Below are 24,455 nucleotides of genomic sequence, written 5' to 3' on the forward strand. Positions count from 1 at the left end.
CATGCGGGGCGATGGGGAGCAGGACACGTCGGCGGCGGCCGCGTCGGTGCCACCAGCGGCGGCTGCGTCGGTGCCACCGGCGCCGGCCAACCAGGCGGCGGTGCCCGCAGCGCCCGGCAGCGGGATCCTCGGCTGGTTCGACGCGCTGCGCGGCCTGCTCGACCGGCCCCTCGCCTCCTACTACCTGCTGCTGTCCAGCGTCGGGCTGCTGGTCTTCATCGGCCTGGCCATGGTGTTCTCCGTCACCGGCGTCGAGGGCGTCGCGGAGTCCGGCGACCCGTTCGGCCCGGTGTTCAAGCAGACGATCTTCGCCGTGGTCGGGCTCGTCGTGTTCTGGGTCTGCCAGCGGCTGCCGGTGCGCACGTTCCGGGCCATCGCCGTGCCGCTGCTCATCTCCGCGTTCGTGCTCATGGCCTTCGTCGACCTGATGGGCTGGCTCTCCGCCAGCCGCACCCCGCCCGGCGAGAAGGTGAAGCCGATCCACCTCGGCCCGATCTGGGCCGAGGACCTGTGGCTGCACCTCGGCGGCATCCAGGTCCAGCCGGCGGAGCTCGCGAAGGTCGCCCTCGTCGTCTGGGGCGCCGACCTGCTGGTGCGCAAGGGGCGCACGATCCTGTCGTGGCGGGAGCTGTTCATGCCGCTGCTGCCGGTGACGGTGGCGCTGCTGCTCCTCGTCGGCTACAACGACCTCGGCTCCATGATCTGCCTCGTGGTCCTCTTCACCGGGCTGCTGTGGGCGGCCGGCGCGCGGCTGCCGGTCTTCGCCTGGCTCGGCGGCCTCGCCGCCACCGGCGTGCTCGCGCTGATCCTCCTGCCGGCCGAGAAGGACTACCGGCTGGCCCGCATCAAGGTGTTCTTCGACCCGTCCATCGACCCCGAGGCGCGCAACGGGCGCTACCAGTACCTGCGCGGGCTGTGGGCGATCGGCAACGGCGGCTGGTTCGGCGTCGGGCTCGGCGAGAGCCAGCTGAAGTGGGGCCGGCTGCCCAACGCGCACAACGACTTCATCTTCGCCATCGTCGCCGAGGAGCTCGGCGTCGTCGGCTGCCTGGTCGTCCTCGTCCTGTTCGGCATGCTCACCTACACGGGGCTGCGCATCGCCCGCCGGGTCGAGGACCCGTTCCGCCGGCTCGCCGCCGCCGCGATCACCATCTGGTTCGTCGGGCAGGCGATCATCAACATCGGCGGCGTGGTCGGGCTCATGCCGATCACCGGCCTGCCGCTGCCGTTCATCTCCGACGGCGGCACCGCCCTGGTCGTGGCCCTCGGCGCGGCCGGGATGCTCAGCTCCGCGGCCCGCGCCGAGCCCGACTGCGCCAGAGCCATGCATGCCCGTCCGCCGCGAAAGTGGGTGCGACTACTCTGGGCGCCGTTGCCGCCGCTGCCGCGCGCCCGCGCCGACAGTGACGGTGACGTCCCCTCGACACGCGCGACGGGTCGTCCACTGACGCCGCAGGGCGGCAGCCCAGGGCGGACCCGCGGAAGGAGCTCCTGATGGCAGCGCTGCGCTCCGTGGTGCTGGCCGGCGGAGGCACCGGCGGGCACATCTACCCGCTGCTCGCCTTCGCCGACTGCCTCCGCAGGCACGACCCGGGCCTGCGGATCACCTGTATCGGCTCGGAGCGTGGGATGGAGGGTGAGATCATCCCGCAGCGCGGCTATGACCTGCGCCACGTCCCGGCCTTCCAGCTGCCCCGCTCCGTGAACATGAACCTGGTCCGCACCCCGGACCGGATGTACAAGTCCGCGAAGGCGACCCGCGAGATCCTCGACGAGGTCGAGGCGGACGCGGTGGTCGGGTTCGGCGGCTACGTCTCCGTCCCCGCCTATCTCGCCGCATGGCGGCGCAAGACCCCCACGATCATCCACGAGGTCAACGTGCCCGTGGGCGTGGCCAACAAGATGGGCATGCGCTTCACGAAGCACATCGTGCTCGGCTTCCCCCACCAGGCGCAGCAGATCCCGTCGGTGGCGCACGCCGAGGTCGTCGGGGTGCCGCTGCGGCAGAGCATCGCCACCCTCGACCGGGCCGCGCTGCGGGAGCGGGCCCGCGCCCACTTCGGCCTCGACCCGCACCTGCCGACGCTGTTCGTCTTCGGCGCGTCGGCCGGCGCCCGCTCGATCAACCTGGCGGTGTCCGGCGCGGCGAAGCAGATCACCGGCTCCGGGGTGCAGGTGCTGCACATCATCGGCGCCCGCAACGACGACGTCGAGGTCCCCACCGGCCTGCCCGCGCCGTACGTGAAGGTCAAGTTCCTGTCGGAGATGGAGCTCGGCTACGCGGCCGGCGACCTGGCGCTGTGCCGGGGTGGCGCGATGACCTGCGCGGAGACCGCCGCGGTCGGCATGCCGGCCATCTACGTGCCGCTGCCGTGGGGCAACGGCGAGCAGCGCCGCAACGCGCTGCCGGTCGTCGAGGCCGGCGGTGGCCTCATCGTCGAGGACGGCGACCTCTCCCCGCAGTGGGTCACCGACACCGTGGTGCCCCTGGTGCGCGACGGCGCCCGGCTCGCGGCGATGAGCCGCGCCGCCGCCGGTTACGGTCGCCGCGACGGCGACGAGGCCCTTCGCCGGTACCTGCTGAAGGTGGTCGGAGCATGACGGATTTGACCGCCGAGGACCTCGGCAGGGTGCACCTCGTCGGGGTGGGCGGGGTCGGCATGAGCGGGCTCGCCCGGCTCCTGCTCACCCGGGGCATCCCCACGTCCGGCAGCGAGCTGCGCGAGTGGCCGCAGCTGGCGGCGCTCAAGGCGCTCGGCGGCACGATCTTCCGCGAGCACCAGCCGGCGAACCTCGACGGGGTCGACACGGTCGTCTACTCGACCGCGATCCCGCAGGACCACATCGAGCTCGTCACGGCCCGGGAGCGGGGGCTGCGGGTCATGCACCGTTCCGAGGCCCTCGCCGCCACGATGGTCGGGCGCAGGAGCGTCGCGGTCGCCGGTACACACGGCAAGACGACCACGACGTCGATGATCACCCTCATGCTCCAGCACGCCGGGCTCGACCCGTCGTTCGTCATCGGCGGGGAGATCTCCGAGGTCGGCTCCAACGCCCACCACGGCAGCGGCGAGCTGTTCGTCGCCGAGGCCGACGAGAGCGACCGGTCGTTCCTGCTCTACAACCCGCACGTCGCGGTCGTCACCAACATCGACGCCGACCACCTCAACACGTACGGCGACCTGCAGGGCCTCGAGGACGCGTTCGTCGAGTTCTGTGCCCGCGTCGAGCCCGGCGGCTTCGTGGTCACCTGCGCCGACGACCCCGGCGCCCAGCGGATGATCGTGCGGGTCCGCGAGGCCGGCGGCGACGTCGTCACCTACGGCACCGCCCCCGACGCCGACCTGCGCCTGACGGAGGTGCGCTCCTCCGCGCAGGGCGTGCGCTACGTGGCGCACCACGAGGGCGTGCCGCTCGGCGAGGTGCACCTGCCGATCCCCGGCGCGCACCTCGGCCTCAACTCGGCGGGGGCGCTGCTCACCGCCCTGCGGCTCGGCATCCCGGCCGAGTCGGCGATCGAGGCGCTGTCGACGTTCCCCGGGGTGCGGCGGCGCTTCGAGTTCAAGGGCGCCGAGGCCGGCGTGCGGATCTACGACGAGTACGCGTACCACCACGTCCCGATCGAGGCGGCGATGCGCACCCTGCGCGAGGTCGCCGGCGACGGGCGGCTGATCGTGGTGTTCCAGCCCTACCGGATGTACCGCACCCGCGACTACCTGACCGAGATCGCCGCCGCGCTGTCCCTGGCCGACGAGGCGATCATCATGGAGGTGTTCGGCCCGGGCGAGGTCCGGGAGCCGGGGGAGGGCGGGGTCGCGCTGACCGCCGCCGTCGACCTGCCCGAGGACCGCAAGGTGTTCGTGCCGTCGTGGGACGACGTGCCGGGCGAGGTCGTCGCCCGCGTCCGGGAGGGCGACGTGGTCGTCACGATGGGCGCGCCGCCGATCTCCCTCATGGGTGACGAGCTGCTCGCCGCGCTCAAGAACTCCGGCGACGGCTACGTCGGCCGGCACAACCGCCCCGACGGCGAATGACCGGGGACTGACCGCCCTTGACGTCCACGCGCGGCTGGCGGCTGGTCCTGGCACCCCGCTCGGCGCCCGCCGGCTCGTCGCAGCGCCGCTTCGCGCAGCGGGCCCGGCGGCACCGCCTCCGCGTCGTGCTGTCCTGGCTGGTCGGGCTCGGCGTCGTCGCGTTGCTCGGCGGGGCCGTCGCCGTCGTCTACGCCACGCCGGTGTTCGGGGTCCACGGGATCCGGGTCACCGGCGTGTCGGCGCTGACGGCCCAGGACGTCCGGGACGCGGCCGGGGTCGCCACCGGCACGCCCCTGGCCCGGCTCGACCTCGCCGCGGTGGAGCGGCGGGTGCGGACGCTGAAGCCGGTCCGGACGGTCACCGCGTCCAAGGACTACCCGCGCACCCTGGTCCTCGCGGTGCGCGAGCGGACGGGGATCGCCGTGGTGCCGGCGGCGCTGGGGTTCGTGCTGCTGGACGCCGACGGCGTGGCGTTCCTCCCGGTCGGCTCCGCGCCGGCGGGGCTGCCGGTGGTGCGCCTCGCCGCGCCCGCCCCCGGCGACCCTGCCACCCGGGCCGCGCTGACCGTCCTGGCGGCGCTGCCGCCGTGGCTGCGGTCGCAGATGGTGGCCCTGGCCGCCGACGCGCCGACGCGGGTGCGGCTGGAGCTCACCGAGGGCCGCACGGTCGTGTGGGGCGACGCGACCCAGAACGAGGCGAAGGTCAGGGTGTTGCAGGTCACGAAGATCCTGCCGGACAAGACGCTCGACGTGAGCGCGCCCGGGGTGGTGCTGGAGCGGTGAACCGTCTCGACGTCCCTTTCGCCGGCGACGAGCGGTCGCTGGAGCGGTGAACCGTGTTGACGTCCCTTTCGCCGGCGACGAGCGGTCGATAGTGCTCGGGTGGCTCGACTGGCACCGGGAGACCGTGCACGTGAAGTGCGCCGGGCTCGCCGAGGAGGACGCCTGGCGGACCCCGCTGTCGGCGTCGCCGCTGACCAGCGCCGCCGGGCTCGTGTCGCACCTCACGGCGGTCGAGTCGTACTGGTTCGAGCGGGTCGTCGCGGGGCTGGACGTGCCGGTGCCGTGGAGCGCCGGCGACACCGACGCGGACTGGCGCCGGGCGCCCGGTGCCACCCTGGCCGGCAACCTCGACCGGTACCGGCGCCAATGCGACGTCTCGCGGGCCCTGATGCGCGACGTCGATCTCGACGGGACGGCCGCGGCACCGCGGCGCGGCGAGCCCGTCGCGGTCCGCTGGGTGCTTCTGCACATGATCGAGGAGACCGCCCGTCACAACGGACACCTCGACGCCGTTAGGGAATTGGTCGACGGCGTCGTCGGGGAATAGCCGACACGCCGGGCGGCGGTCCTTGGATCGCGACAGTCGGGCCCTTACCTTGCGATAAGGCATTAGTTGACATAACTATAAGCCTCTAGTAAAGGGTGAGGGTTTGCGGGACCCACATCCAGTGCGTCTGCATGGCGGACGCCGCCCGTCGCGGGGCCGGGCTACACCAGTCTGACGGCTCCGGGAAGGATCGGCGCTCGCCAACCTCGAAAGGAAAGGCAGTCCGATGACACATCCGCACAACTATCTCGCGGTCATCAAGGTCGTCGGCATCGGCGGCGGCGGGGTCAACGCCGTCAATCGCATGATCGAGGTTGGCCTCAAGGGCGTCGAGTTCATCGCGATCAACACCGACGCCCAGGCCCTGCTGATGAGCGACGCCGACGTCAAGCTCGACGTCGGCCGGGAACTGACCCGCGGGCTCGGCGCCGGCGCCAACCCCGACGTGGGCAAGAACGCCGCCGAGGACCACCGGGACGAGATCGAAGAGGTGCTCAAGGGCGCCGACATGGTCTTCGTCACCTGTGGCGAGGGCGGCGGCACGGGCACCGGCGGCGCGCCGGTGGTGGCGAACATCGCGCGGAAGCTCGGCGCGCTGACGATCGGCGTGGTCACCCGGCCGTTCTCGTTCGAGGGCAAGCGCCGGCAGGTCCAGGCCGAGGCCGGGATCGAGGAGCTGCGCAACCAGTGCGACACGCTCATCGTGATCCCCAACGACCGGCTCCTGGCGCTCGGCGACCGGGGCATCTCGATGATGGACGCCTTCCGGCAGGCCGACCAGGTCCTGCTCTCCGGTGTCCAGGGCATCACCGACCTGATCACCACGCCCGGCCTGATCAACCTCGACTTCGCCGACGTGAAGAGCGTCATGAGCGGAGCCGGCAGTGCCCTCATGGGCATCGGCAGCGCGCGCGGTGACAACCGGGCCGTCGAGGCGGCCGAGTCGGCGATCTCCAGCCCGCTGCTGGAGCAGAGCATGGACGGCGCGCGCGGGGTGCTGCTGTCCATCGCCGGTGGCTCCGACCTCGGCCTGTTCGAGATCAACGACGCGGCGCAGCTGGTCACCGACGCGGCCCACCCCGACGCCAACATCATCTTCGGTGCGGTCATCGACGACGCGCTCGGCGACGAGGTGCGCGTCACGGTGATCGCGGCCGGGTTCGACGGCGGCGCGCCGGCCTACCGGCCGGTCGAGGCCCGCGCCCCGCGGCCGCAGCACCACCACCAGCCGAAGGAGCCGGCCCCGGTCGAGCGCCAGGCCCCGCCGCCGCCCCGGCGGGTGCTGTTCGACGACGTCGACGTGCCGGACTTCCTGAAGAACGGCGCCTGAAAGAATCGGGTGGGTCCTCCGGGGCCCACCCGATTCGTTTCGCATGCTCGGAGGGCCACGTGGGCGACGCACGGACCGCGGAGATCGAACACAACCTGGCTGTGGTCCGCGCCCGGGTCGCGTCGGCCTGCAGGGCCGCCGGGCGGGCCGCCGACGAGGTGACCCTGGTCGCGGTCACCAAGACGTACCCCGCCGAGGACGTGACCCGCCTGGCCTCGCTGGGCGTGCTGGACGTGGGGGAGAACCGGGACCAGGAGGCCGCCCCCAAGGCCTCCGCGTGCCCCGCCGAGCTGCGCTGGCACTTCATCGGTCAGCTGCAGCGCAACAAGGCGCGCTCGGTCGCCTCGTACGCGTCGGTCGTGCACTCCGTGGACAGCCTGCGGCTGGTGGACGCGCTGACGGACGCCGCGGTGCGGGCCGGACGCGACACGCCGCTGGGCGCGCTCGTGCAGGTGAGCCTCGACGACGACGAGCACCGCGGCGGCGCCGTCACCGGAATTATCGAACAGGTGGCCGAATCAATCGCGGCGAGCCCCGCTTTGACACTCAAAGGTGTGATGGCCGTCGCGCCGCTCGGATGGGATCCGGACGCGGCATTCGAGCGACTCGCCGCCGTATCCGCCCGCCTGCGGATCTCCTTTCCGGACGCGGACTGGATTTCCGCCGGCATGAGCGACGACCTCGAATCCGCGATTTCGCACGGCTCGACACATGTTCGTGTCGGTAGCGCATTGCTCGGAAATCGACCCCCACTGGGGTAGCCTGACCGCGGGAACGGAAAAACTACACGGGTGTGGTTCTGCGCCGGCGGGGCGGTGTCACACCATCGTGATCGGTGGCACCGACAACGGGGGGAAGTGCCGCATGGCGGTGGACGGAGGAGCGCGCATGGGTGCTCTGCGCAGGGCGGGTGTATGGCTCGGGCTCGTCGAGGACGACGACGAGCGGGGCTACGACGACCGTCACTACCGGGGCTACGGTGACGACTTCGCCGACGACGAGGACGACGTCGACGAGGTGCCGGCGCCGCGTGCCCGCATGACGTCCGACCGGCTCTCCGTGTCGGACCGGCTCTCCGTGTCGGACCGGCTCTCCACCTCCTCCTCGGAGCGGCTCACCGCGTCCGAGCGCCTCGCCGCCGCCGAGCGGATGACGACCTCGGAGCGCCTGACGGCGGCCGAGCGGCTCTCCGCGGCCGAGCGCGACGCCGCCGCCGCGAGCCGCAGCACCGTGCGCTCGATCACGCGGCCCACGACCGTCAGCTACCCGACACGAGACAACCTGGCGATCGCGCCGCAGCCGGTGACGAGGGAGCGGACAGTGGTCGAGGAAGAGGCCGACGACCGCCGCTACGCGATCACGACGCTGCACCCCACGACGTACAACGAGGCCCGGACCATCGGCGAGCACTTCCGTGACGGCCACCCGGTGATCATGAACCTCACCGAAATGGACGAGGCCGACGCGAAGCGACTGGTCGACTTCGCGGCAGGACTGGTGTTTGGCCTGCGTGGTAACTTCGAGCGGGTGACCAACCGGGTCTTCCTGCTCTCTCCGGCAAATGTCCAGGTCACCGCAGAGGACAAAGCTAAGATCGCCGAGGGCGGGTTCTTCAACCAGAGCTGATGCGAGGACTCAACGGCCGTGGTGTCCATCACCCTGCAGATCGTGTATCTGCTGCTCTACCTGTTCCTGGTGGTGCTCCTCGCTCGCTTTGTCATGGGCTATGTGATGCAGTTCGGCCGCCGCTGGCAACCGGGCCGGGGCGCGGCGGCAGCGCTCGAAGTGGTGTGGAGCGTCACCGATCCGCCGCTCAAAGCGTTGAGGCGGGTGATCCGTCCGCTGCGTATTGGTACCGTGGCCGTGGACCTGTCTTCGCTTGTGCTGCTGGTTATCCTGTTCGTGCTGATGAACGTCGTGGTAAGGCAACTGATCGAGGTGTTCTCGTGACTCGCCCCGATCGGCGGCCACGCGGCCGCAACTGACCCGAGGAGTTTCGATGCCGCTGACCCCGGCCGACGTCCACAACGTCGCCTTCAAGAAGCCCCCCATCGGTAAACGGGGCTACGACGAGGAGGAGGTCGACGCCTTCCTCGACGAGGTCGAGCGCGAGCTCGCCCGTCTGATCGAGGAGAACAACGAGCTGCGCGCGCAGCTCGAACGCGGTGGTGGCGGTCGCGCCCCCGCCGGTCCCAGCGGCGGCGGCGACCCGCGCCTGGCCTCGGAGCTGGCCGACCTCAAGACGCAGTTCGAGCGCGTCCAGCGGGAGAAGCAGTCCGCCGAGCAGGCCGCTCGCGGCATGCAGCAGGAGCTGGACCAGATCCGCTCGCAGGGCGGCCCGGCCGGCGGCGACGGCGAGCAGCAGGCGCTCCGCGTCCTGATGATGGCCCAGCGCACCGCCGACGACCACGTGTCCGACGCCCGCCGCGAGGCCGACAAGCTGCTCTCCGACGCCCGCACCAAGGCCGAGGAGGTCACCCGCGACGCGCGCGCGAAGGCCGACGCGCTGGAGCGCGACGCCCGGCAGCGGCACCAGGAGGCGATGGGCGGTCTCGACGCCAAGCGCACCGCGCTGCAGAAGCACATCGAGGAGCTCAAGCAGTTCGAGCGGGAGTACCGGACCCGTCTGAAGGCCTACCTGGAGAGCCAGCTGCGCGACCTCACCGGCCGCGAGCAGAGCCTCGAGGCCGAGATGGCCGCCCGCAACGAGGCCGCGCCCCGTGCCGCGACCGGTGGCACCGGTCTCGCCGCGGCGGGCCTCTCGGGTGGCTACGAGGGCGCGGGACGCTAGTCCCTCCGCTTTCAGTTCGGCAACCTCGGCGGCTCATGAGGGTGACCAGCACAGAGCACTGACACGCCGGTCAATGCGACACGCGGCGCCCCAGTCGAAATTCGGCTGGGGCGCCGGTCGCTATCCGGGGTCTCGTTCGTTGTACGGGCTGAGAGACACTCGCCCGGGACCGTTGCGCAGCATCTGCCGGGCTCAGCTTGCGGAGGGGTAGGCCGTGATCGTCGGAAGTCTGCTGCTGATCGTCGTGGCCGTGGGCCTGCTCGTGGTGGGCCTGCTGCAAGGCGCTGACGCCCTGCTGGTGGCGTCGATCGGGGCGAGCCTCCTCGCGGCGGTCGCCCTCATCGTCGGTGGCCGCCAGGCCGCCGCCGCCCGCTCGTCCCGCACCGTGCGCACCGGCCGGCAGGTGCCCAACGACGAGCGTTACGACCCGTTCGAGTCCCGCCTGGACGCTGACAGCGCCCGCGAGGCCCGCCAGCCCGTCGGCGCCGGCGCCCGGTCCACCGGCGGCACCACGTACGGCCGCGGCGCCGGTTCTGGTTCCGGTGCTGGTTCCGGCTCCGGCTCAGGCGGCCCCGCCCGGCTCGCGGACAGTGGGCGGACCGACGCCAACGTGCCGCCCGTCGACGAGACCGCGATCACGCCGCCCGTCCGCGACGAGCCGGTCGTGCCGCAGCAGCCGTACGACGACTACCCGGCCTCCCCGGACGGCGAATGGTCCGTCGACGGCGAGGAGTTCGACGACGAGGACCCGGAGGACGAGCCCCCGATCCAGCCGTCGTCACCCGCCGACATGGCCCGCGTCGCCACGATGCAGGACGAGGTCCTGGTCATCGACGGCCGCCCCCGCTACCACGTGCGCGGCTGCGTGCACCTGCTCGGCCGGGAGAGCGAGCCACTGCCGATCAGCGAGGCCGTCGAGCTCGGCTTCACCCCCTGCAGCGTCTGCGAACCCAACGACGCCGTCCTCGCCGGCCGCGCCTGACCTTTCGCCCTTCTTCGGCGCACGCCGCGGCCCGAGCCGGACGGACATCCGTCCGGCTCGGCCCCAGGCGTTCACTCCACCGGGCCTGCCGCGGACGCCGGACCAGGCTGGGCGCTCCCGGCCGTCGGACCGCGGCCGCGCCTGACCTCTGACCTGCCCGCTCGTTTCTTTCGGCGCACGCCGCGGCCCAGGCCGGCGCACTTTCGTCCCGCGCGACCCAGGCGGACGTCCGCTGCATTTGGGCCCGCCACGGAAATCGGAGCCGCCTGGACGCCTCCGGCGATCGGACCCGGCTGGGCTTCCGGCCGTCGGACTCCCGGCTGGGCACGCTCACCGGCTCCCGGCTCTGGGCACGCTCACCGGCCGGCCGGCCGGCCGACCGACCGACCGGGCCGGCCGTCGTCGACCGGCCCGGCATGTGCTCGGACACCCGGAGGGGCGGATCACGCCTACCGCCGGACGATCCAGATGTGCCCGGCTGGGCGTTTCCGCGCGGCGGGACCTCGGCGCCCACGGGGTGACGGTGGGGCGGGCGCGGGACGACTCCGGGCGAGGCGTCCGCGGGCCAGCCTGGTCGTCTTGACAGGGCAGCCTGGTCGTCCCCGGCCAGGCACTTCCACGCAGGCGACCACGCAAGCACCTGCGGGAGAGGCGTCCGTAGGCCGGCCTGGTCGTCCCGGCTTGGCTGGCCAGGACCACCCTGTCCTGAAAACAACCCGGCCTGAACAACCCCGGCCTGAACAACCCCGGCCTGAACAACCCCGGCCCTGACGCTCCGGGCTGAACACCCCGACCTGGAGGCTCGGGCCTGGACGCTCCGGTCTGGACGCCCGGGCGCTGACGCGTAGACGACCTCGGGTGAGGCGTCCGTCGGCCTGCCTGCTCGCCCCCGGCTGAGCCGGCCTGGCCGGCGCCGCGACCGGGTGCTTACGCGCGGGCGGCCGTGCGGGCGAGGCGTCCGTGGCTGGCCTGGTCGTCGTGCTGGGGGCGACGGACCCGGCAGGGGCGTCGTTCGCGGGGCACGTCGGGGACCTCGGCGGTGACGGCGGCCTTGTCCTACACCGTAACGTATCGGGAGAAATTGATCTCGGAGTTATTACCTTAAGTAGCGGCAAAGTAGCTGCGGGTGGCGGGTGGTGAGAGGTGACCGGTCCGGGTGATGATCCACCGGTCTGGTCGATCGCCCACGAACGGGTGAACCTTCACAATAGGGCATGCCCACCATCGCGATCCGTGTCAAGCCGGGTGCCTCGCGCACCGCGGTCGGCGGGAGCCACGCCGGACCGTACGGCCCGGCGCTGATCGTCGCGGTCGGCGCCCGCCCCGTTGACGGGCAGGCCACCGAGGCCGCGCTGAAGGCCCTCGCCGGCGCGCTGGGGCTGCGGCCGTCGGCGCTGCGGCTGAAGGCGGGCGCCGCCAGTCGGGACAAGCTCGTGGAGCTGCCCGAGACGTTGCCGGAGGGGCACGCCGCACGGCTGGCCGCGCTGATGGACCCCTCGCATTGAGCCACGAGTTCAACCTGGCGCTGCTCATCGGCGCGGCGGTGCTGCTGGTCTGCGTGGGTGCGGTGCGTCTGTCGGTGCGGCTCGGTCTGCCCAGCCTTCTGGTGTACCTGCTGCTGGGTGTCGTGATCGGCGAGGCGGGGCTCGGCATCAACTTCGAGAACGCGGAGCTCACCCGTACCCTCGGCATCTGCGCGCTCGTGGTGATCATCGCCGAGGGTGGTCTGACGGCCCGCTGGTCGACGCTGCGTCCGGTGCTGGGGCCGGCCGTGGTGCTGTCGACGGTGGGCGTCGCGGTGAGTGTGGCGGTGGTCGGCGTGATCACGCACTTCGCGCTCGGCGCCGGTTGGCAGCAGTCGCTCCTGTACGGGGCGGTGCTGTCCTCCACGGACGCCGCGGCCGTCTTCTCCACGCTGCGCAGGATGCCGGTCCGGCCGCGGCTCGCCGCGATCCTGGAGGCCGAGTCCGGCATCAACGACGCGCCGGTGGTGATCCTGGTCGTGCTGCTGTCGCTGCCGGAGGGGGTCACCGGCCCGTGGTGGGAGCAGCTGGGCCTGGTCGGCTACGAGCTGCTCGCCGGCGCCGTCATCGGGCTCGTCGTCGGGTTGGGCGGGGCCTGGGCGCTGCGCCGCGCCGCGCTGCCGTCCGCCGGCCTGTACCCCCTGGCCGCGGTCGGCCTGACCGTGCTGGCGTACGCGGTCGGCTCCGTCGCGCACGCGTCGGGCTTCCTGGCGGTGTACGTGACCGGTGTCGTGCTCGGCAACTCCCGGCTGCCGCACCGCAGGGCCATGCTCGGTTTCGCGGACGGGTTGGCGTGGCTCGCCCAGATCGGGCTGTTCGTGCTGCTCGGCCTGCTCGCGTCGCCCAGCGAGCTCGGCGCCGCGGTGCTGCCGGCGCTGGTCGTCGGCCTGGTGCTGATCCTGCTCGCGCGGCCGCTGTCGGTGCTGGTCAGCGTCACCCCGTTCCGGTACGGCTGGCGCGACCAGGCGTTCCTGTCGTGGGCGGGGCTGCGCGGCGCGGTCCCGGTCGTGCTCGCCACGATCCCGCTGTCGGCCGGCCTGCCGGGCGCGCAGACGCTGTTCAACGTCGTGTTCGTGCTGGTCGTGGTCTACACGGCGGTGCAGGGGGTGACGCTGCCACCGGTCGCGAAGCGGCTGGGCGTGGCGGCACCCGGCGAGACGACCGACCTGCAGGTGGAGTCGGCGCCGCTGGAGCGGATGGGCGCTGACCTGCTGCAGCTTGAGGTGCCGGTCGGCTCGAAGCTCAACGGCGTGCACGTGGACGAGCTACGATTGCCTGTCGGTGCGGTCGTGACGCTGGTGCTTCGCGACGGCGGCGCGTTCGTGCCGGAATCGCAGACCCGCCTCAAGACCCGCGACAGTCTGCTGATCGTCGCCACCGAGCAGGTGCGTGACGCGGCGGAGCGCAGGCTGCGAGCGGTGAGCAGGCGAGGAAGACTTGCGCGCTGGTTTGCCGAACATGGCGAGGATCGGCGCCAATAACTGATCCAATTGGTCGGAATGCGTGTGGCATGTTTGTCGGACGCGTGTACATTCCGTATTCTTGCCAGCCACTGGAGTGCGCGACGGCGCGTCGCGCGCCCGTTTTGCATCTGGGGGAAGCCATGGCCGAGCGAGCGGGTGGCGTGCCGAAAGGCACGTCCGCGAGCACCGCCGGGCAGCATGACGCCGCTGATGTGACGCGTGTGACCACTGTGACAACAGCACAGAAACGCGGCACTCGGCAAGCGGCGGCTCGGGGGAACAGCACCACGTCGGCGCAGAGCAAGCGCGGCAACACTGGGGGGCTTGCGGACGACGCGGGCGGCTCAGGCACCACATCCAACACGTCGCCGATCGCCGCTCGTGCGGCCAAGGGAGCCACGATGGCCAAGACCGCCGAACCGAAGACCGCCGCAGCCAAGGCCCGTGGCACGCGCACCGCCGCGGAGACGGAGAAGATCCGCGTCGCGCTGATCGAGCGGCGCGACGAGCTCAAGGCGGAGCACGACCAGACCCTGGCCGAGATCGCCGAGCTGCAGCAGCACCGGCTCACCGACTCGGCGGGCGACGACCAGGCCGATACCGGCACCAAGACGTTCGAGCGCGAGCAGGAGATCACCCTCGCCAACAACATCCTCGAGCGGGTCAACCAGGTCGAGCGGGCCCTGGAGCGGCTCGACGAGGGCGGCTACGGCTGGTGTGAGAAGTGCGGCAACGCGATCCCGGTCGAGCGGCTGGCGGCGTTCCCGTCGGCTACGCTCTGCGTCACCTGCAAGCAGTTGGAGGAGCGGCGCTGACCACCCAGGACGACATCACCACGACCACCCCCCGCGGCAGCCGGCGAAAGGCCTGGAGCCTGTTCGGCGCTGTCGCGGTCGTGGTGATCGGCATCGACCTCGCGGTGAAGGAGTGGACCACCTCCGTCATCGCGCACGGCGAGCCGGTGAAGCTGCTCGGCGGCCTGATCTATGTGATCTACGCCCGCAACAGCGGCGCGGCATTCAGCATGTTCAGCGACCTGACGTGGGTCTTCCCGATCATCGCCTCGGCGGTGATCGCCTGGCTGCTCGTCATGGTCCGCACGACCGTCTCTGTGCCATGGGCGGTCGCGCTCGGCCTCATCCTGGGCGGCGCCACGGGCAACCTCGGCGACCGGATCTTCCGGGCGCCGAAGCCGTTCCACGGGCACGTCGTGGACATGTTCAGCTTCCTCGACGACCACGCGGGGCACTTCCCGGTGTTCAACATCGCCGACTCGGCGCTGACGGTCGGCGTGGCGCTGGCGATCCTGCTGGAGTTCACGGGCCGCCGCCGCGACGGCACCCGGGCCGGGAAGGGCGAGCCCGCCGAGTCCAACCCGCTCTCGCTGGGCTACGGGCCCAGCGGCCGGGTCGGCAAGGACCCCAGCGATGCGTGAGACCCGGTCGATGCCCGTCCCCGACGGGCTCGACGGCAGCCGCCTGGACCAGGCGCTCACCAGGCTGTTCGGCTTCAGCCGGACCGTGGCGGCGGCGCTGGTCGAGGCGGGTGACGTCGCCGTCGACGGGCAGATCCGCGCGAAGTCCGACAAGGTCACCGGTGGCGCCTGGCTCGAGGTGACCCTGCCCGCGCCGCCGTCGGAGGTCACGGTCGAGGCCATCCCCGTCGACGGCCTGCGCATCGTGTACAGCGACGACGACATCGTCGTGGTCGACAAGCCGGTCGGTGTCGCCGCGCACCCGAGCCCCGGCTGGACGGGTCCGACGGTCATCGGCGGGCTCGCCGCGATGGGGCTGACGATCGCGACCAGCGGCGCCGCCGAGCGCCAGGGGGTCGTGCACCGCCTCGACGTCGGCACCACCGGGCTCATGGTCGTCGCGAAGAGCGAAATGGCCTACAGCATCCTGAAGCGGGCGTTCAAGGACCGCGAGGTCGAGAAGCGGTACCACACGGTCGTCCAGGGCCACCCGGACCCGCTGCGCGGCACCATCGACGCCCCGATCGACCGGCATCCCGGCCACGACTACAAGTTCGCGGTCGTCTCCGGCGGCCGGCCGAGCATCACGCACTACGACACGATCGAGGCGTTCCCGTCGGCGAGCCTGCTCGACGTCAAGCTGGAGACGGGGCGCACCCACCAGATCCGGGTGCACTTCTCCGCGCTGCGGCACCCGTGCGTCGGTGACACCACGTACGGCGCGGATCCGACGCTGTCGGCCCGGCTGGGGCTGGGGCGGCAGTGGCTGCACGCACGGGAGCTGGGCTTCATCCACCCGCGTGAGGGCGAGTACGTGTCGTTCGTCAGCGACTACCCGCAGGACCTCAGCAACGCCCTGGAGGTCCTCGCGGCCTGACCGCCGTGGTCCGGCCGTGGATGAACCGCGGCGGTCAGGTTTCTTGGCGAAGACAGTGCTACACGAGGGTGACGTCGTCGGCGTAGATCGTGCCCGTGCCGTACCAACCGTGCACCCACACCTTGATCGAGGTGGAGCTGCCCGTGTTGACCGTGACGGTGAGCTTCGTCCAGGTCGATCCGCCCGGCGTCCAGGTGCTCACGTCGCCGGTGCCGGTGGTGGCGCCGAGGAACGCGTAGTTGCCCTGCACCCAGGCGCTCAGCGTGTACGTGCGGTTCGCAGACACGCCGACGGTCTGCGAGCACTGCGCGGTGTCCGAGCTGGACGCGGCCGCCTTGAGCGCCTTCGTGCCGCCGTGCACGGGGGTGGTGACGACGCTGCCGAGCGCGCACGTCCACGGGCTCAGGGCACCGGTCTCGAAGCCACCGTTGACGATGCCGCTGCCGGGCGGGGTGCTCGGGCTCGTGCTGGGGCTGGTGCTCGGGCTCTTCGACACCGACGGGCTGGGCGAGCCGGGGCCGCTGTCGCCGCTGGTGAACGGGTTGAAGATGTGGGAGAACTCCCAGGTCTGCTGCTGGATGCCGGAGCAGTTGTCGGCCGCCGCGCCGCCGGGGCAGCTGCCGTTGTCGCGTTGCAGCGCCCAGAACGACAGCGCCGCGATGCCCTGCTGGTTGGCCCAGTTGAGCACGGTACGGGCGTCGGCGAGGGTGAACGTCTCGGCGGGGCCGAAGTCGTCGACGCCGATCATCTCGGTGACGCCGATCATGGCCCACCGCTGCGCCGCCGTCTTGGCCGGCCACAGCTGCCCGAGCTGCGTGTGCAGCCCGTTGGACGCGGTGATCGTGTCCTGGGCCATCTGGTGCGGCTGGTTGTCGTAGTAGTCGAACGTCATCTGGTTGACGTAGTCGATCCGGGCGTTGTTGGTGACCGCGTTGCGCAGCACGGCGAGGCCGCTGGGGGCGAGCCCGGTCGTGGTGGTCGGCAGCGTGTACTGGAACTGCACGGTCCGGCCGTTGGCGGCGGCCCAGTCCTCGGTCAGCTTGATCGCCTTGTTGCGCCGGTCGATGCCCGCGGTGTTGGTCAGCGAGTTGTCCTCGATGTCCAGGTCGATGCGGGTCACGTCGTACGTCGTGATCACCTTCTGGAACTGGGCGGCGATCTGGTTGACGTCGGTGCAGCTGTCGGCGATCTCGGTGCCGCCGTTGTCGGCCGCGTAGCCGCCGAAGCTGGGGATGACGTCGCCGCCGCGGGCGCGGATCGCGGCGATGTCGGCGCCGAACGTCGAGTTCGCGATCGGCATGGACGTGTCGCCGTTGAAGTAGACGGTGCATGAGCCGCGGGTCGCGGTCTGGACGAAGGCCAGGGTCAGGTGCTTGACCCCGGACTGCTGGGACAGCCCGTTGAGGCTGTCGCCGTTGTACGCCTCGAAGTACGGGGCGAACACGTGGGCGGGGAGCGTGGCGGCCGCCTGGGCGGGGGCGGCGACCATGAACGCGACGGCGGCACCGAGGGCGGCGACGGCGGTCGCGATGGCGGGAGCTCTCACGAAGGCACCTTTCTATTAGGAAACCTTCCTGATAGATAGTCTTCACTGGTCACCCCTGTCAAGAGGCGTGCAACTTGCCTGTGCGACGCTCGACGCGCGATGAACTTCTTCCAGCGGCTCGACCAGCGGCTGCTCCCCGCCGCCGGCAACGTCCTCGCCCGGCTGTTCCGGGGCGCCGTCCGCCTGCGCGTCTTCACCGCCGTGGTCGCGCTGGTCGCGGTCACGGCGACCCTGCTGGTCGTCCACGGCGCGCAGCGGCACCAGCGCAGCGACCCCTCCCTGGGCGACGTGCTGCGCGTCGGCGTCGACGAGGGCGGCTCGATCCCGGTGTACGTGCGGAGCTCCGCCGACGAGCTGGCCGCACTCACGGGTGAACAGTCCGTGTACGCGCTGGTGTCGTTCACCGCGTACCTCGGCCCCGACCGGCTGACCCCGGTGCTCTCGGGTGTCGCCCTGTCGAGTGTCTTCGCGCGGGTGCCGCTGCCGGGCGAGCAGACGGAGCTGGTCCGTCTCGGCGCCTACGAGGTGCCCTCCGACGTGGTGAAGGCGATGGACGCGACCGCCGCCCGCAAGACCGGGGAGGCCGCGCACTACCGGCAGCTGCTCGACAAGGCCGCCGACCAGCCCGGCGACGTCCGTGCCGTGTACCTCGACGGGGCGATCATCGCCGACAAGGAGGCGACCGCGTACCGGGAGCACTGCTCGTGCGTCTACGCCGCGGTGATCTACGCCGCGCCGGCCGGGCTGCGGGCCGTCGCGGCCCGCCCGGAGACCCGCGCCGTCGATCCGATCACCGACCTGCGCCGCCTCGACCGGACGGTGTTCCTGCCGCCGCTGCCAGAGCAGGCACAGGTCGCGGGGCCTCTGTCGGCCGCCTCCGCGTCGGCCGGTCCGTCCTGAGGCGATATCTCTTCGGCCTGTCGTGCAGTTGATGCAGGGGATGCTCCCGCAGGTGTGGTCCGAATAGTGTTCGGTCCGTAGCCTGGGGTACGGGTGGACGCTGCGGTGCGGAGGGAGGGCCAGCGTGGCAGAGCGGGCCGATGCCAGTTGGGACAGGTCGTCGGAGCCGCCCGCCCGTTGGCGCTCGCTGCTGGACCGGGCCCTGCTCGGCCGGTCAAGCCCGGGTGATCTGGATTACGACGGAAGGTTCGAGCGCCCCAGCGCCCCATATCCGCCCGCGCGGCCCTACGATGACGAGCCAATGCATCCCAACGGCACGCGCCCCCTCGCCGACGCTCCGTCGCAGCGTCGGGTCGTCGACCCCTATGAGAGTCGTCGAGGTCCTCAGGTGGAGTATCAAGCCCGCCCGGCGGACCCGACCGAGCAGATGGTGCAGGTCCTGCGCCAGGAGATCCCGACCCCCAAGGTCCTCGCCTTCGCCAACCCGAAGGGCGGGGTCCACAAGACCACCGCGACCGTGCTGACCGCCGCCACCATCGGCAGCGTGCGCGGCAAGGGCGTCATCGCCTGGGACGACAACGAGCTGCGCGGCACCCTCGGCCTGCGCGCCGGCAGCGCCCGGCACGCCCGCACCATCCGGCACCTCATCGCCGACCTCGTCCGGGTGGAGAACGCCTCTGGCTACGACCTGTACGACCAGCTCGACGACTACCTGCGGCACGCCTCGGACGGCTCGTACGACGTCCTCGCCGGCGAGGAGAACCCGCGCTTCGCGCAGCGGCTCGACCCGCACACGGTGCGCCGCGTCCTGGAGCTGCTGCGCCGCACCCACGACGTGATCTGCGTCGACACCGGCAACAACGTGGAGAGCCCCAACTGGCAGACCGTCCTGCAGACCGCGGACCAGCTGGTCGTGACCAGCGTCCCGCGGGAGGACGCGGCGTTCACGGCCGACTGGATGCTCGACCTGCTCGACGAGGCCGGCATGGACGAGCTCGTCGCCAACGCGGTGACCCTGCTGTCCTGCCCGACGCCCAACCCGACGCCGCTCATCGACGACCTGGCCGGGCACTTCCGCTCCCGGACCAGAGCCGTCGTCGTCGTGCCGTACGACCCGGCGCTCGAGAGCGGCTCCAACATCGAGTACACGATGCTGGCGCCGGCGACGAAGCGCGCGTGGCTGCGGGCGGCGGCCGTGATGATGGACCCCTACGCGCGCTGAAGCTCCTCGATCGCCGCGCCGAACACGACGGCGTGCTGATCCACCTGCTGTTCCGTGGTGGCCGGTGACATGAGCGCCATGTTGTGGAACGGCGTGAGCAGGATGCCCCGGTTCGCCAGGTACACGTGCAGGTAGTCCTCAAGGTCCGCGTCCGCGGCTTTCGCGCTGTCGGTGCCGTTGCGCGGGGCCGGGTTCGCGAAGCGGTACTCGACGCGGGCGCCGAGCCGGCTCACCGACCACGGCAGGCCGTGCGCGTCGATGACCTGCTTCGTGCCGGCCTCGAACCGCTCCGCGAGGCGCTCCATCCCGGTGAACGCCTCGTCGGTCAGCACGTGCTCCAGGGTCGCCCTGGTCGCGGCGATGGACAGCGCGTTGCCGGCGAGGGTGCCGCCGACGCCGCCCATGTCGATGAGGTCGAGGTCCGTTCGCTGACCGATGTGCCGTGCGATCTCGGTGGAGAGCCCGTAGGCGGCCGCCGGGATGCCGCCGCCGATCGCCTTGCCGATCGTGACCACGTCCGGCTCCAGCCCCCAGCGTCCCGTGGCGCCGCCCGGGCCGGCGGAGAACGTGTGGGTCTCGTCGTTGACCAGGTACGTGCCGTACTTCCGCGTCAGCTCCCGCACGCCTTCGAGGTAGCCCGGCTCCGGCAGCACGATGCCGATGTTGGTCAGGGCCGGCTCCATGACGACCGCGGCGACATCGCCGTGCGCGAGCTCGCGCTCGAGGCCTTCGAGGTCGTTGTACTCCGCGACCCGGCTGGTGGTGGTGACGTCGCAGGGGGCGCCGACGTTGCCCTCGCGGCTGCGCGGGCCCTGGTCGCTCGTCACGATCAGCGACTCGTCGACCGACCCGTGGTAGCAGTAGCTGTTGAAGAGGATCTTCGGCCGTCCGGTGACGGCGCGCAGCAGGCGGATGGCCCAGCGGTTGGCGTCGGTGGCGGTGAGCGCGAAGCTCCACTCGGTGACGCCGAACCGCCTGGTGAGCTCCTTGCCCACCCAGGCCGCGTCCGGGGTGGGGAGCATGGCGCAGGCGCCGTTCGCGAACTGCTCCTGCGCCGCCTTCCGGGTCGCCTCCGGGGCGTGCCCCGCCATGGCGGCCGTGTCGCCGAGGCAGAAGTCGGTGTACTCGTGACCGTCGACGTCGGTGAGCGTCGCGCCCCGGGCCGTGGCCAGGTAGAGCGGGAAACCGGCGGCGTTCTTGTTCATCCAGGTCATCGGGACGCGGCCGAACAGGTTCCCGGCGTTCGCGTACTCCTCGGCGGAGCGTGGGTTACGGTCGGCGAAGGCGGCTCGCTCGCGGCGCAACAGTGCGCCCAGACGGTCACGGTCGATCATGCTGCGAGTCTCGCAAAGTGTCGTACCCCGGGGATAGGTTCTGCGACGTGGGGGAGTCGTTCGTACATCTGCACGTGCACACCGAGTATTCGATGCTGGACGGGGCCGCCCGGCTCGGGTCCCTGTTCTCCGAGGCGGCCCGGCTCGGCCAGCCCGCGCTCGCCATGACCGACCACGGCAACATGTTCGGTGCCTACGACTTCCACCGGCAGGCCGTCGCCGCCGGGATCAAGCCGATCCTCGGCATCGAGGCGTATCTGACCCCCGGCACCCACCGGGGCGACCGCACCCGGGTCCGCTGGGCGGCCGGCGGCGAGGACGACGTCTCCGGCGGCGGCGCGTACACGCACCTGACCATGCTCGCCGCCGACGAGACCGGGCTGCGCAACCTGTTCAGGCTGTCGTCGCGGTCCAGCATCGAAGGCTACTTCTACAAGCCGCGCGCCGACCGTGAGCTGCTGGCCGAGTATTCGCGCGGGGTGATCGCCACCACCGGCTGCCCCTCCGGCGAGGTGCAGACGCTGCTGCGCATCGGCGACTTCGAGCGGGCCTGCGCCGCCGCCGCCGAGCTGCGCGACATCTTCGGCCCCGGCAACCTGTATCTCGAGCTGATGGACCACGGCCTCGGCATCGAGACCCGCGTCCGGCAGGACCTGCTGCGGCTCGGCAAGCGGCTCGGCCTGACCCCGGTCGCCACCAACGACCTGCACTACACGCACCCCGGCGACGCCGACGCCCACGAGGTGCTGCTGTGCGTGCAGTCCGCGACGACCCTCGCCGACCCGAAGCGGTTCAAGTTCGACGCCCGCGACTTCTACCTCAAGTCCGCCAGCGAGATGCGCGCCCTGTGGGACGCCGAGGTGCCCGGCGCCTGCGACGCCACCCTCGCCGTCGCGGAGCGCATCGGTTCCTACGCGCCGGTGTTCGCGCACCGCGACCTCATGCCGCGGTTCCCGGTGCCGGAGGGCGAGACCGAGGACTCGTGGCTGCGGGCCGAGGTGCTGCGCGGCCTGGCCCGGCGCTTCCCGGCGGGGATCCCGGCCGACCACTCCCGCCAGGCCGACTATGAGCTGTCCGTGATCAGCAGCATGGGCTATCCGGGCTACTTCCTCGTCGTCGCCGACCTCGTCGCCCACGCCCGCCGCGAGGGCATCCGGGTGGGTCCCGGCCGCGGCTCCGCCGCCGGCGCCCTCATCGCGTATGCGCTCGGCATCACCCAGCTCGACCCGCTCGAACACGGGCTGCTCTTCGAGCGGTTCCTCAATCCCGAGCGGGTCAGCATGCCCGACATCGACATGGACTTCGACGAGCGCCGCCGCGGCGAGGTCATCCGCTACGCCACCGAGCGCTATGGCGACGACCGCGTCTCCCAGATCATCACGTTCGGCACGATCAAGGCGAAGGCCGCGATCAAGGACTCGGCCCGGGTCCTCGGCCTGCCGTTCTCCGTCGGCGAGCGGATCACGAAGGTCGTCCCGCCGCCGGTGCTCGGCCGCGACATGCCGCTCAGCGGCGCCTTCGACCAGGCCCACCCGCGCTACCAGGAGGCCGCCGAGCTGCGCCGGCTCTACGAGGGCGAGCAGGAGGTTCGCACCGTCGTCGACACCGCCCGCGGCCTCGAAGGGCTCAAGCGGCAGTGGGGTGTGCACGCCGCCGGCGTCATCCTGTCCCGCGAGCCGCTGCTCGACGTGCTGCCCGTCCACCGCCGCGAGCAGGACGGCGCGATCATCACCCAGTGGGATATGGGCGCGTGCGAGGACATCGGCCTGCTCAAGATGGACCTCCTCGGCCTGCGCAACCTCACCATCCTCGACGACGCCCTCGACGCGATCCGGCAGAACCGGGGGGTCGACCTCGCCGTGGAGAGCGTGCCGCTCGACGACAAGGCGACCTACGAGCTGCTGTCCCGCGGCGACACGATCGGCGTCTTCCAGTTCGACGGCGGCCCCGTCCGCGCCCTGCTGCGCTCCATGGCGCCCGACGCGTTCGCCGACATCTCCGCCGTCGGCGCGCTCTACCGGCCCGGCCCGATGGGCGCCAACGCGCACAACGAATACGCCGACCGCAAGAACGGGCGCCGCCCCGTCACCCCGATCCACCCCGAGCTGGCCGAGCCCCTCGCCGACATCCTCGGCGACACCTACGGCCTGATCGTCTACCAGGAGCAGGTCATGGCGATCGCGCAGCGCGTCGCCGGCTACTCCCTCGGCGCCGCCGACCTGCTGCGCCGCGCAATGGGCAAGAAGAAGAAGGAGATCCTCGACCGCGAGTTCGCGCCGTTCTCCGCCGGCATGCGCGAGCGCGGCTATTCCGCCGACGCGATCCGCACCCTGTGGGACCTGCTCGTGCCCTTCTCCGACTACGCGTTCAACAAGGCGCACAGCGCGGCCTATGGGCTCGTCGCCTACTGGACCGCGTACCTGAAGGCCAACTATCCCGCCGAGTACATGAGCGGGCTGCTCACCTCGATCGGCGGCGACAAGGACCGCTCCGCCTTCTACCTCGCCGAGTGCCGCCGGATGGGCATCCGCGTCCTGCCACCCGACGTCAACGCCTCGCAGGGCCGCTTCTCCGCCGTCGGCTCCGACATCCGCTTCGGCCTCAGCGCCGTGCGCAACGTCGGGCCGGCGGTCGTCGCGGCGATCGTGCGCGCCCGGCCGTACACCGACTTCTACGACTTCCTCGCCAAGGTCGACCAGGTCGTGTGCAACAAGAAGACGATCGAGTCGCTCATCAAGGCCGGTGCCTTCGACTCCCTCGGCCACACCCGGCGCGGCCTGATCGCCGTCCACGCCGACGCCGTCGAGTCCGTCATGATCACCAAGCGCAACGAGGCCATCGGCCAGTTCGACCTGTTCGGCTCCGCGGCCCTCGTCGCGTCGCCGCCCGTCCCCGCCATCGAATGGGACAAGGCGGAGCGGCTCGCCTTCGAGCGCGAGATGCTCGGCCTCTACGTCTCCGACCACCCGCTGCGCGGGCTGGAGGAGGTGCTGCGCCGCTCCGCCGACCGTTCCGTGGCCGCCCTCGCCGACGAGGAGACCGTGCCCGACGGCACGTCCGTGATCCTCGCGGGCATCCTCTCCGGCGTGCAGCGCCGCGTCACCCGCCAGGGCCGCCCGTGGGCGTCGGCGACGCTGGAGGACCTGGACGGCGCCGTCGAGGTGATGTTCTTCCCCAACACGTATGAGCTGATCGGGCAGTACATCGCCGAGGACGCGGTGGTGTCGGTGAAGGGTCGCGTCGACCGCCGCGAGGAGGCGCCCCGCCTGATGGCCAGCGACCTGTCCGTCCCCGACCTGACCGCCCCGGCCGCTCCCGCCGACGGGCCGCTGGTCCTCTCCCTGCCGCCGGACCGGTGCACCACGCCGCTCGTCGAGCGGCTGCGGGAGGTCGTCGGCCGGCATCCCGGCCCCACCGAGGTGCAGGTCGACCTGGTCAACGGCCCGAGGCGCACCCTCATCTCGATCGGGCCGCAGCGGGTCACGGTCACCGCCGAGCTGCTCCGGGAGCTCACGTCGCTGCTGGGGCCGGCCGCGGTGCCCGGCGGCGGTGTGCCCGCCGGCGGCGGTTCGACCGACGATGTGCCTCCCGGCGGTGGCCCGGCGGGCGGTGTGCCCGCGGGCGGCGGCACGGGTCGGGGCGCCGGCGCC

General features: G+C 71.8%; 19 protein-coding genes and 2 pseudogenes. 19 read left to right on the top strand and 2 right to left on the bottom strand.

Features of this window, described 5'->3' with window-relative positions; translation table 11 throughout:
• Position 1: 1 nt before the first annotated feature.
• The 16 genes from ABD332_RS22190 (at position 2) to ABD332_RS22265 (ending at position 15,803) form a co-directional block, all read left to right on the top strand.
• Positions 2–1,495, top strand: coding sequence for an FtsW/RodA/SpoVE family cell cycle protein (locus ABD332_RS22190; protein ID WP_344503922.1), 1,494 nt, complete (start codon positions 2–4; stop codon positions 1,493–1,495).
• Entirely contained in the window at positions 1,495–2,601 is a 1,107-nt protein-coding gene (locus ABD332_RS22195) for a UDP-N-acetylglucosamine--N-acetylmuramyl-(pentapeptide) pyrophosphoryl-undecaprenol N-acetylglucosamine transferase (RefSeq protein ID WP_344503923.1), read from the top strand. Before ABD332_RS22190 ends, ABD332_RS22195 begins: the two co-directional genes overlap by 1 nt.
• The gene (murC, locus tag ABD332_RS22200) at positions 2,598–4,034 is read left to right on the top strand and encodes a UDP-N-acetylmuramate--L-alanine ligase (protein WP_344503924.1); all 1,437 of its coding nucleotides are present in this window, start codon (positions 2,598–2,600) and stop codon (positions 4,032–4,034) included. The genes ABD332_RS22195 and murC overlap by 4 nt, the downstream gene beginning before the upstream one ends.
• Before the next feature lie 17 nt (positions 4,035–4,051).
• Positions 4,052–4,816 (top strand): cell division protein FtsQ/DivIB, encoded by a 765-nt coding sequence (locus tag ABD332_RS22205; protein ID WP_344503925.1) that lies wholly within the window; start codon positions 4,052–4,054, stop codon positions 4,814–4,816.
• A gap of 46 nt (positions 4,817–4,862) precedes the next feature.
• Positions 4,863–5,363 (top strand): DinB family protein, encoded by a 501-nt coding sequence (locus tag ABD332_RS22210; RefSeq protein ID WP_344503926.1) that lies wholly within the window; start codon positions 4,863–4,865, stop codon positions 5,361–5,363.
• A 226-nt stretch (positions 5,364–5,589) separates the two neighbouring features.
• Positions 5,590–6,693 carry a cell division protein FtsZ gene (ftsZ, locus tag ABD332_RS22215; RefSeq protein WP_344503927.1) on the top strand — a complete coding sequence of 368 codons (1,104 nt, stop codon included), beginning with the start codon at positions 5,590–5,592 and terminating at the stop codon, positions 6,691–6,693.
• A 59-nt stretch (positions 6,694–6,752) separates the two neighbouring features.
• Entirely contained in the window at positions 6,753–7,454 is a 702-nt protein-coding gene (locus ABD332_RS22220) for a YggS family pyridoxal phosphate-dependent enzyme (protein ID WP_344503928.1), read from the top strand.
• A gap of 127 nt (positions 7,455–7,581) precedes the next feature.
• A complete protein-coding gene (locus ABD332_RS22225) occupies positions 7,582–8,319 on the top strand; it encodes a cell division protein SepF (RefSeq protein WP_344503929.1) in 738 nt (245 codons plus the stop codon).
• Positions 8,320–8,337: 18 nt separating this feature from the next.
• Complete coding sequence (locus tag ABD332_RS22230; RefSeq protein WP_344503930.1) at positions 8,338–8,643, top strand: YggT family protein; 306 nt, start codon at positions 8,338–8,340, stop codon at positions 8,641–8,643.
• Positions 8,644–8,692: 49 nt separating this feature from the next.
• Positions 8,693–9,484 (top strand): DivIVA domain-containing protein, encoded by a 792-nt coding sequence (locus tag ABD332_RS22235; RefSeq protein WP_344503931.1) that lies wholly within the window; start codon positions 8,693–8,695, stop codon positions 9,482–9,484.
• A 214-nt stretch (positions 9,485–9,698) separates the two neighbouring features.
• On the top strand, positions 9,699–10,466 hold the full coding sequence (locus ABD332_RS22240) for a hypothetical protein (RefSeq protein ID WP_344504041.1): 768 nt from the start codon (positions 9,699–9,701) through the stop codon (positions 10,464–10,466).
• A 1,214-nt stretch (positions 10,467–11,680) separates the two neighbouring features.
• Positions 11,681–11,971 carry a DUF167 domain-containing protein gene (locus ABD332_RS22245; RefSeq protein WP_344503932.1) on the top strand — a complete coding sequence of 97 codons (291 nt, stop codon included), beginning with the start codon at positions 11,681–11,683 and terminating at the stop codon, positions 11,969–11,971.
• A complete protein-coding gene (locus ABD332_RS22250; protein WP_344503933.1) occupies positions 11,968–13,470 on the top strand; it encodes a potassium/proton antiporter in 1,503 nt (500 codons plus the stop codon). The genes ABD332_RS22245 and ABD332_RS22250 overlap by 4 nt, the downstream gene beginning before the upstream one ends.
• A gap of 383 nt (positions 13,471–13,853) precedes the next feature.
• Complete coding sequence (locus ABD332_RS22255; protein WP_344503934.1) at positions 13,854–14,267, top strand: TraR/DksA family transcriptional regulator; 414 nt, start codon at positions 13,854–13,856, stop codon at positions 14,265–14,267.
• A gap of 14 nt (positions 14,268–14,281) precedes the next feature.
• Complete coding sequence (lspA, locus tag ABD332_RS22260) at positions 14,282–14,887, top strand: signal peptidase II (RefSeq protein WP_344504034.1); 606 nt, start codon at positions 14,282–14,284, stop codon at positions 14,885–14,887.
• Complete coding sequence (locus ABD332_RS22265) at positions 14,880–15,803, top strand: RluA family pseudouridine synthase (RefSeq protein WP_344503935.1); 924 nt, start codon at positions 14,880–14,882, stop codon at positions 15,801–15,803. Before lspA ends, ABD332_RS22265 begins: the two co-directional genes overlap by 8 nt.
• Before the next feature lie 58 nt (positions 15,804–15,861).
• Here the strand turns inward: ABD332_RS22265 and ABD332_RS22270 are convergent, their stop codons facing one another.
• Positions 15,862–17,349, bottom strand: a complete 1,488-nt coding sequence (locus tag ABD332_RS22270; protein WP_344503936.1) for a glycosyl hydrolase family 18 protein — start codon at positions 17,347–17,349, stop codon at positions 15,862–15,864.
• A gap of 99 nt (positions 17,350–17,448) precedes the next feature.
• Here ABD332_RS22270 and ABD332_RS22275 point away from each other — a divergent pair, with 99 nt between their 5' ends.
• Together ABD332_RS22275 and ABD332_RS22280 are read left to right on the top strand one after the other, a co-directional pair.
• Positions 17,449–18,249, top strand: a complete 801-nt coding sequence (locus tag ABD332_RS22275) for a hypothetical protein (RefSeq protein ID WP_344503937.1) — start codon at positions 17,449–17,451, stop codon at positions 18,247–18,249.
• Positions 18,250–18,487: 238 nt separating this feature from the next.
• Positions 18,488–19,471, top strand: a pseudogene (locus ABD332_RS22280) (MinD/ParA family ATP-binding protein); the annotation flags it as partial.
• Here ABD332_RS22280 and ABD332_RS22285 read toward each other — a convergent pair.
• Positions 19,459–20,805, bottom strand: a complete 1,347-nt coding sequence (locus tag ABD332_RS22285) for a transaminase (protein WP_344503938.1) — start codon at positions 20,803–20,805, stop codon at positions 19,459–19,461. The pseudogene ABD332_RS22280 and the gene ABD332_RS22285 overlap by 13 nt on opposite strands.
• A gap of 47 nt (positions 20,806–20,852) precedes the next feature.
• Here ABD332_RS22285 and dnaE point away from each other — a divergent pair.
• A pseudogene (gene dnaE, locus ABD332_RS22290) lies at positions 20,853–24,347 on the top strand (DNA polymerase III subunit alpha); the annotation flags it as partial.
• Between the last annotated feature and the right edge of the window lie 108 nt (positions 24,348–24,455).

The sequence above is a fragment of the Dactylosporangium maewongense genome (assembly GCF_039531485.1).
Taxonomy (GTDB): domain Bacteria; phylum Actinomycetota; class Actinomycetes; order Mycobacteriales; family Micromonosporaceae; genus Dactylosporangium; species Dactylosporangium maewongense.

Bases quoted from the DNA above. Each gene is read 5' to 3' on its own strand.
- ABD332_RS22190 (WP_344503922.1), top strand. From the start codon at position 2: ATGCGGGGCGATGGGGAGCAGGACACGTCGGCGGCGGCCGCGTCGGTG.
- ABD332_RS22195 (WP_344503923.1), top strand. From the start codon at position 1,495: ATGGCAGCGCTGCGCTCCGTGGTGCTGGCCGGCGGAGGCACCGGCGGG.
- murC (WP_344503924.1), top strand. From the start codon at position 2,598: ATGACGGATTTGACCGCCGAGGACCTCGGCAGGGTGCACCTCGTCGGG.
- ftsZ (WP_344503927.1), top strand. From the start codon at position 5,590: ATGACACATCCGCACAACTATCTCGCGGTCATCAAGGTCGTCGGCATC.
- ABD332_RS22225 (WP_344503929.1), top strand. From the start codon at position 7,582: ATGGGTGCTCTGCGCAGGGCGGGTGTATGGCTCGGGCTCGTCGAGGAC.
- ABD332_RS22235 (WP_344503931.1), top strand. From the start codon at position 8,693: ATGCCGCTGACCCCGGCCGACGTCCACAACGTCGCCTTCAAGAAGCCC.
- ABD332_RS22245 (WP_344503932.1), top strand. From the start codon at position 11,681: ATGCCCACCATCGCGATCCGTGTCAAGCCGGGTGCCTCGCGCACCGCG.
- ABD332_RS22255 (WP_344503934.1), top strand. From the start codon at position 13,854: ATGGCCAAGACCGCCGAACCGAAGACCGCCGCAGCCAAGGCCCGTGGC.
- ABD332_RS22265 (WP_344503935.1), top strand. From the start codon at position 14,880: ATGCGTGAGACCCGGTCGATGCCCGTCCCCGACGGGCTCGACGGCAGC.
- ABD332_RS22275 (WP_344503937.1), top strand. From the start codon at position 17,449: ATGAACTTCTTCCAGCGGCTCGACCAGCGGCTGCTCCCCGCCGCCGGC.
- ABD332_RS22285 (WP_344503938.1), bottom strand. From the start codon at position 20,805: ATGATCGACCGTGACCGTCTGGGCGCACTGTTGCGCCGCGAGCGAGCC.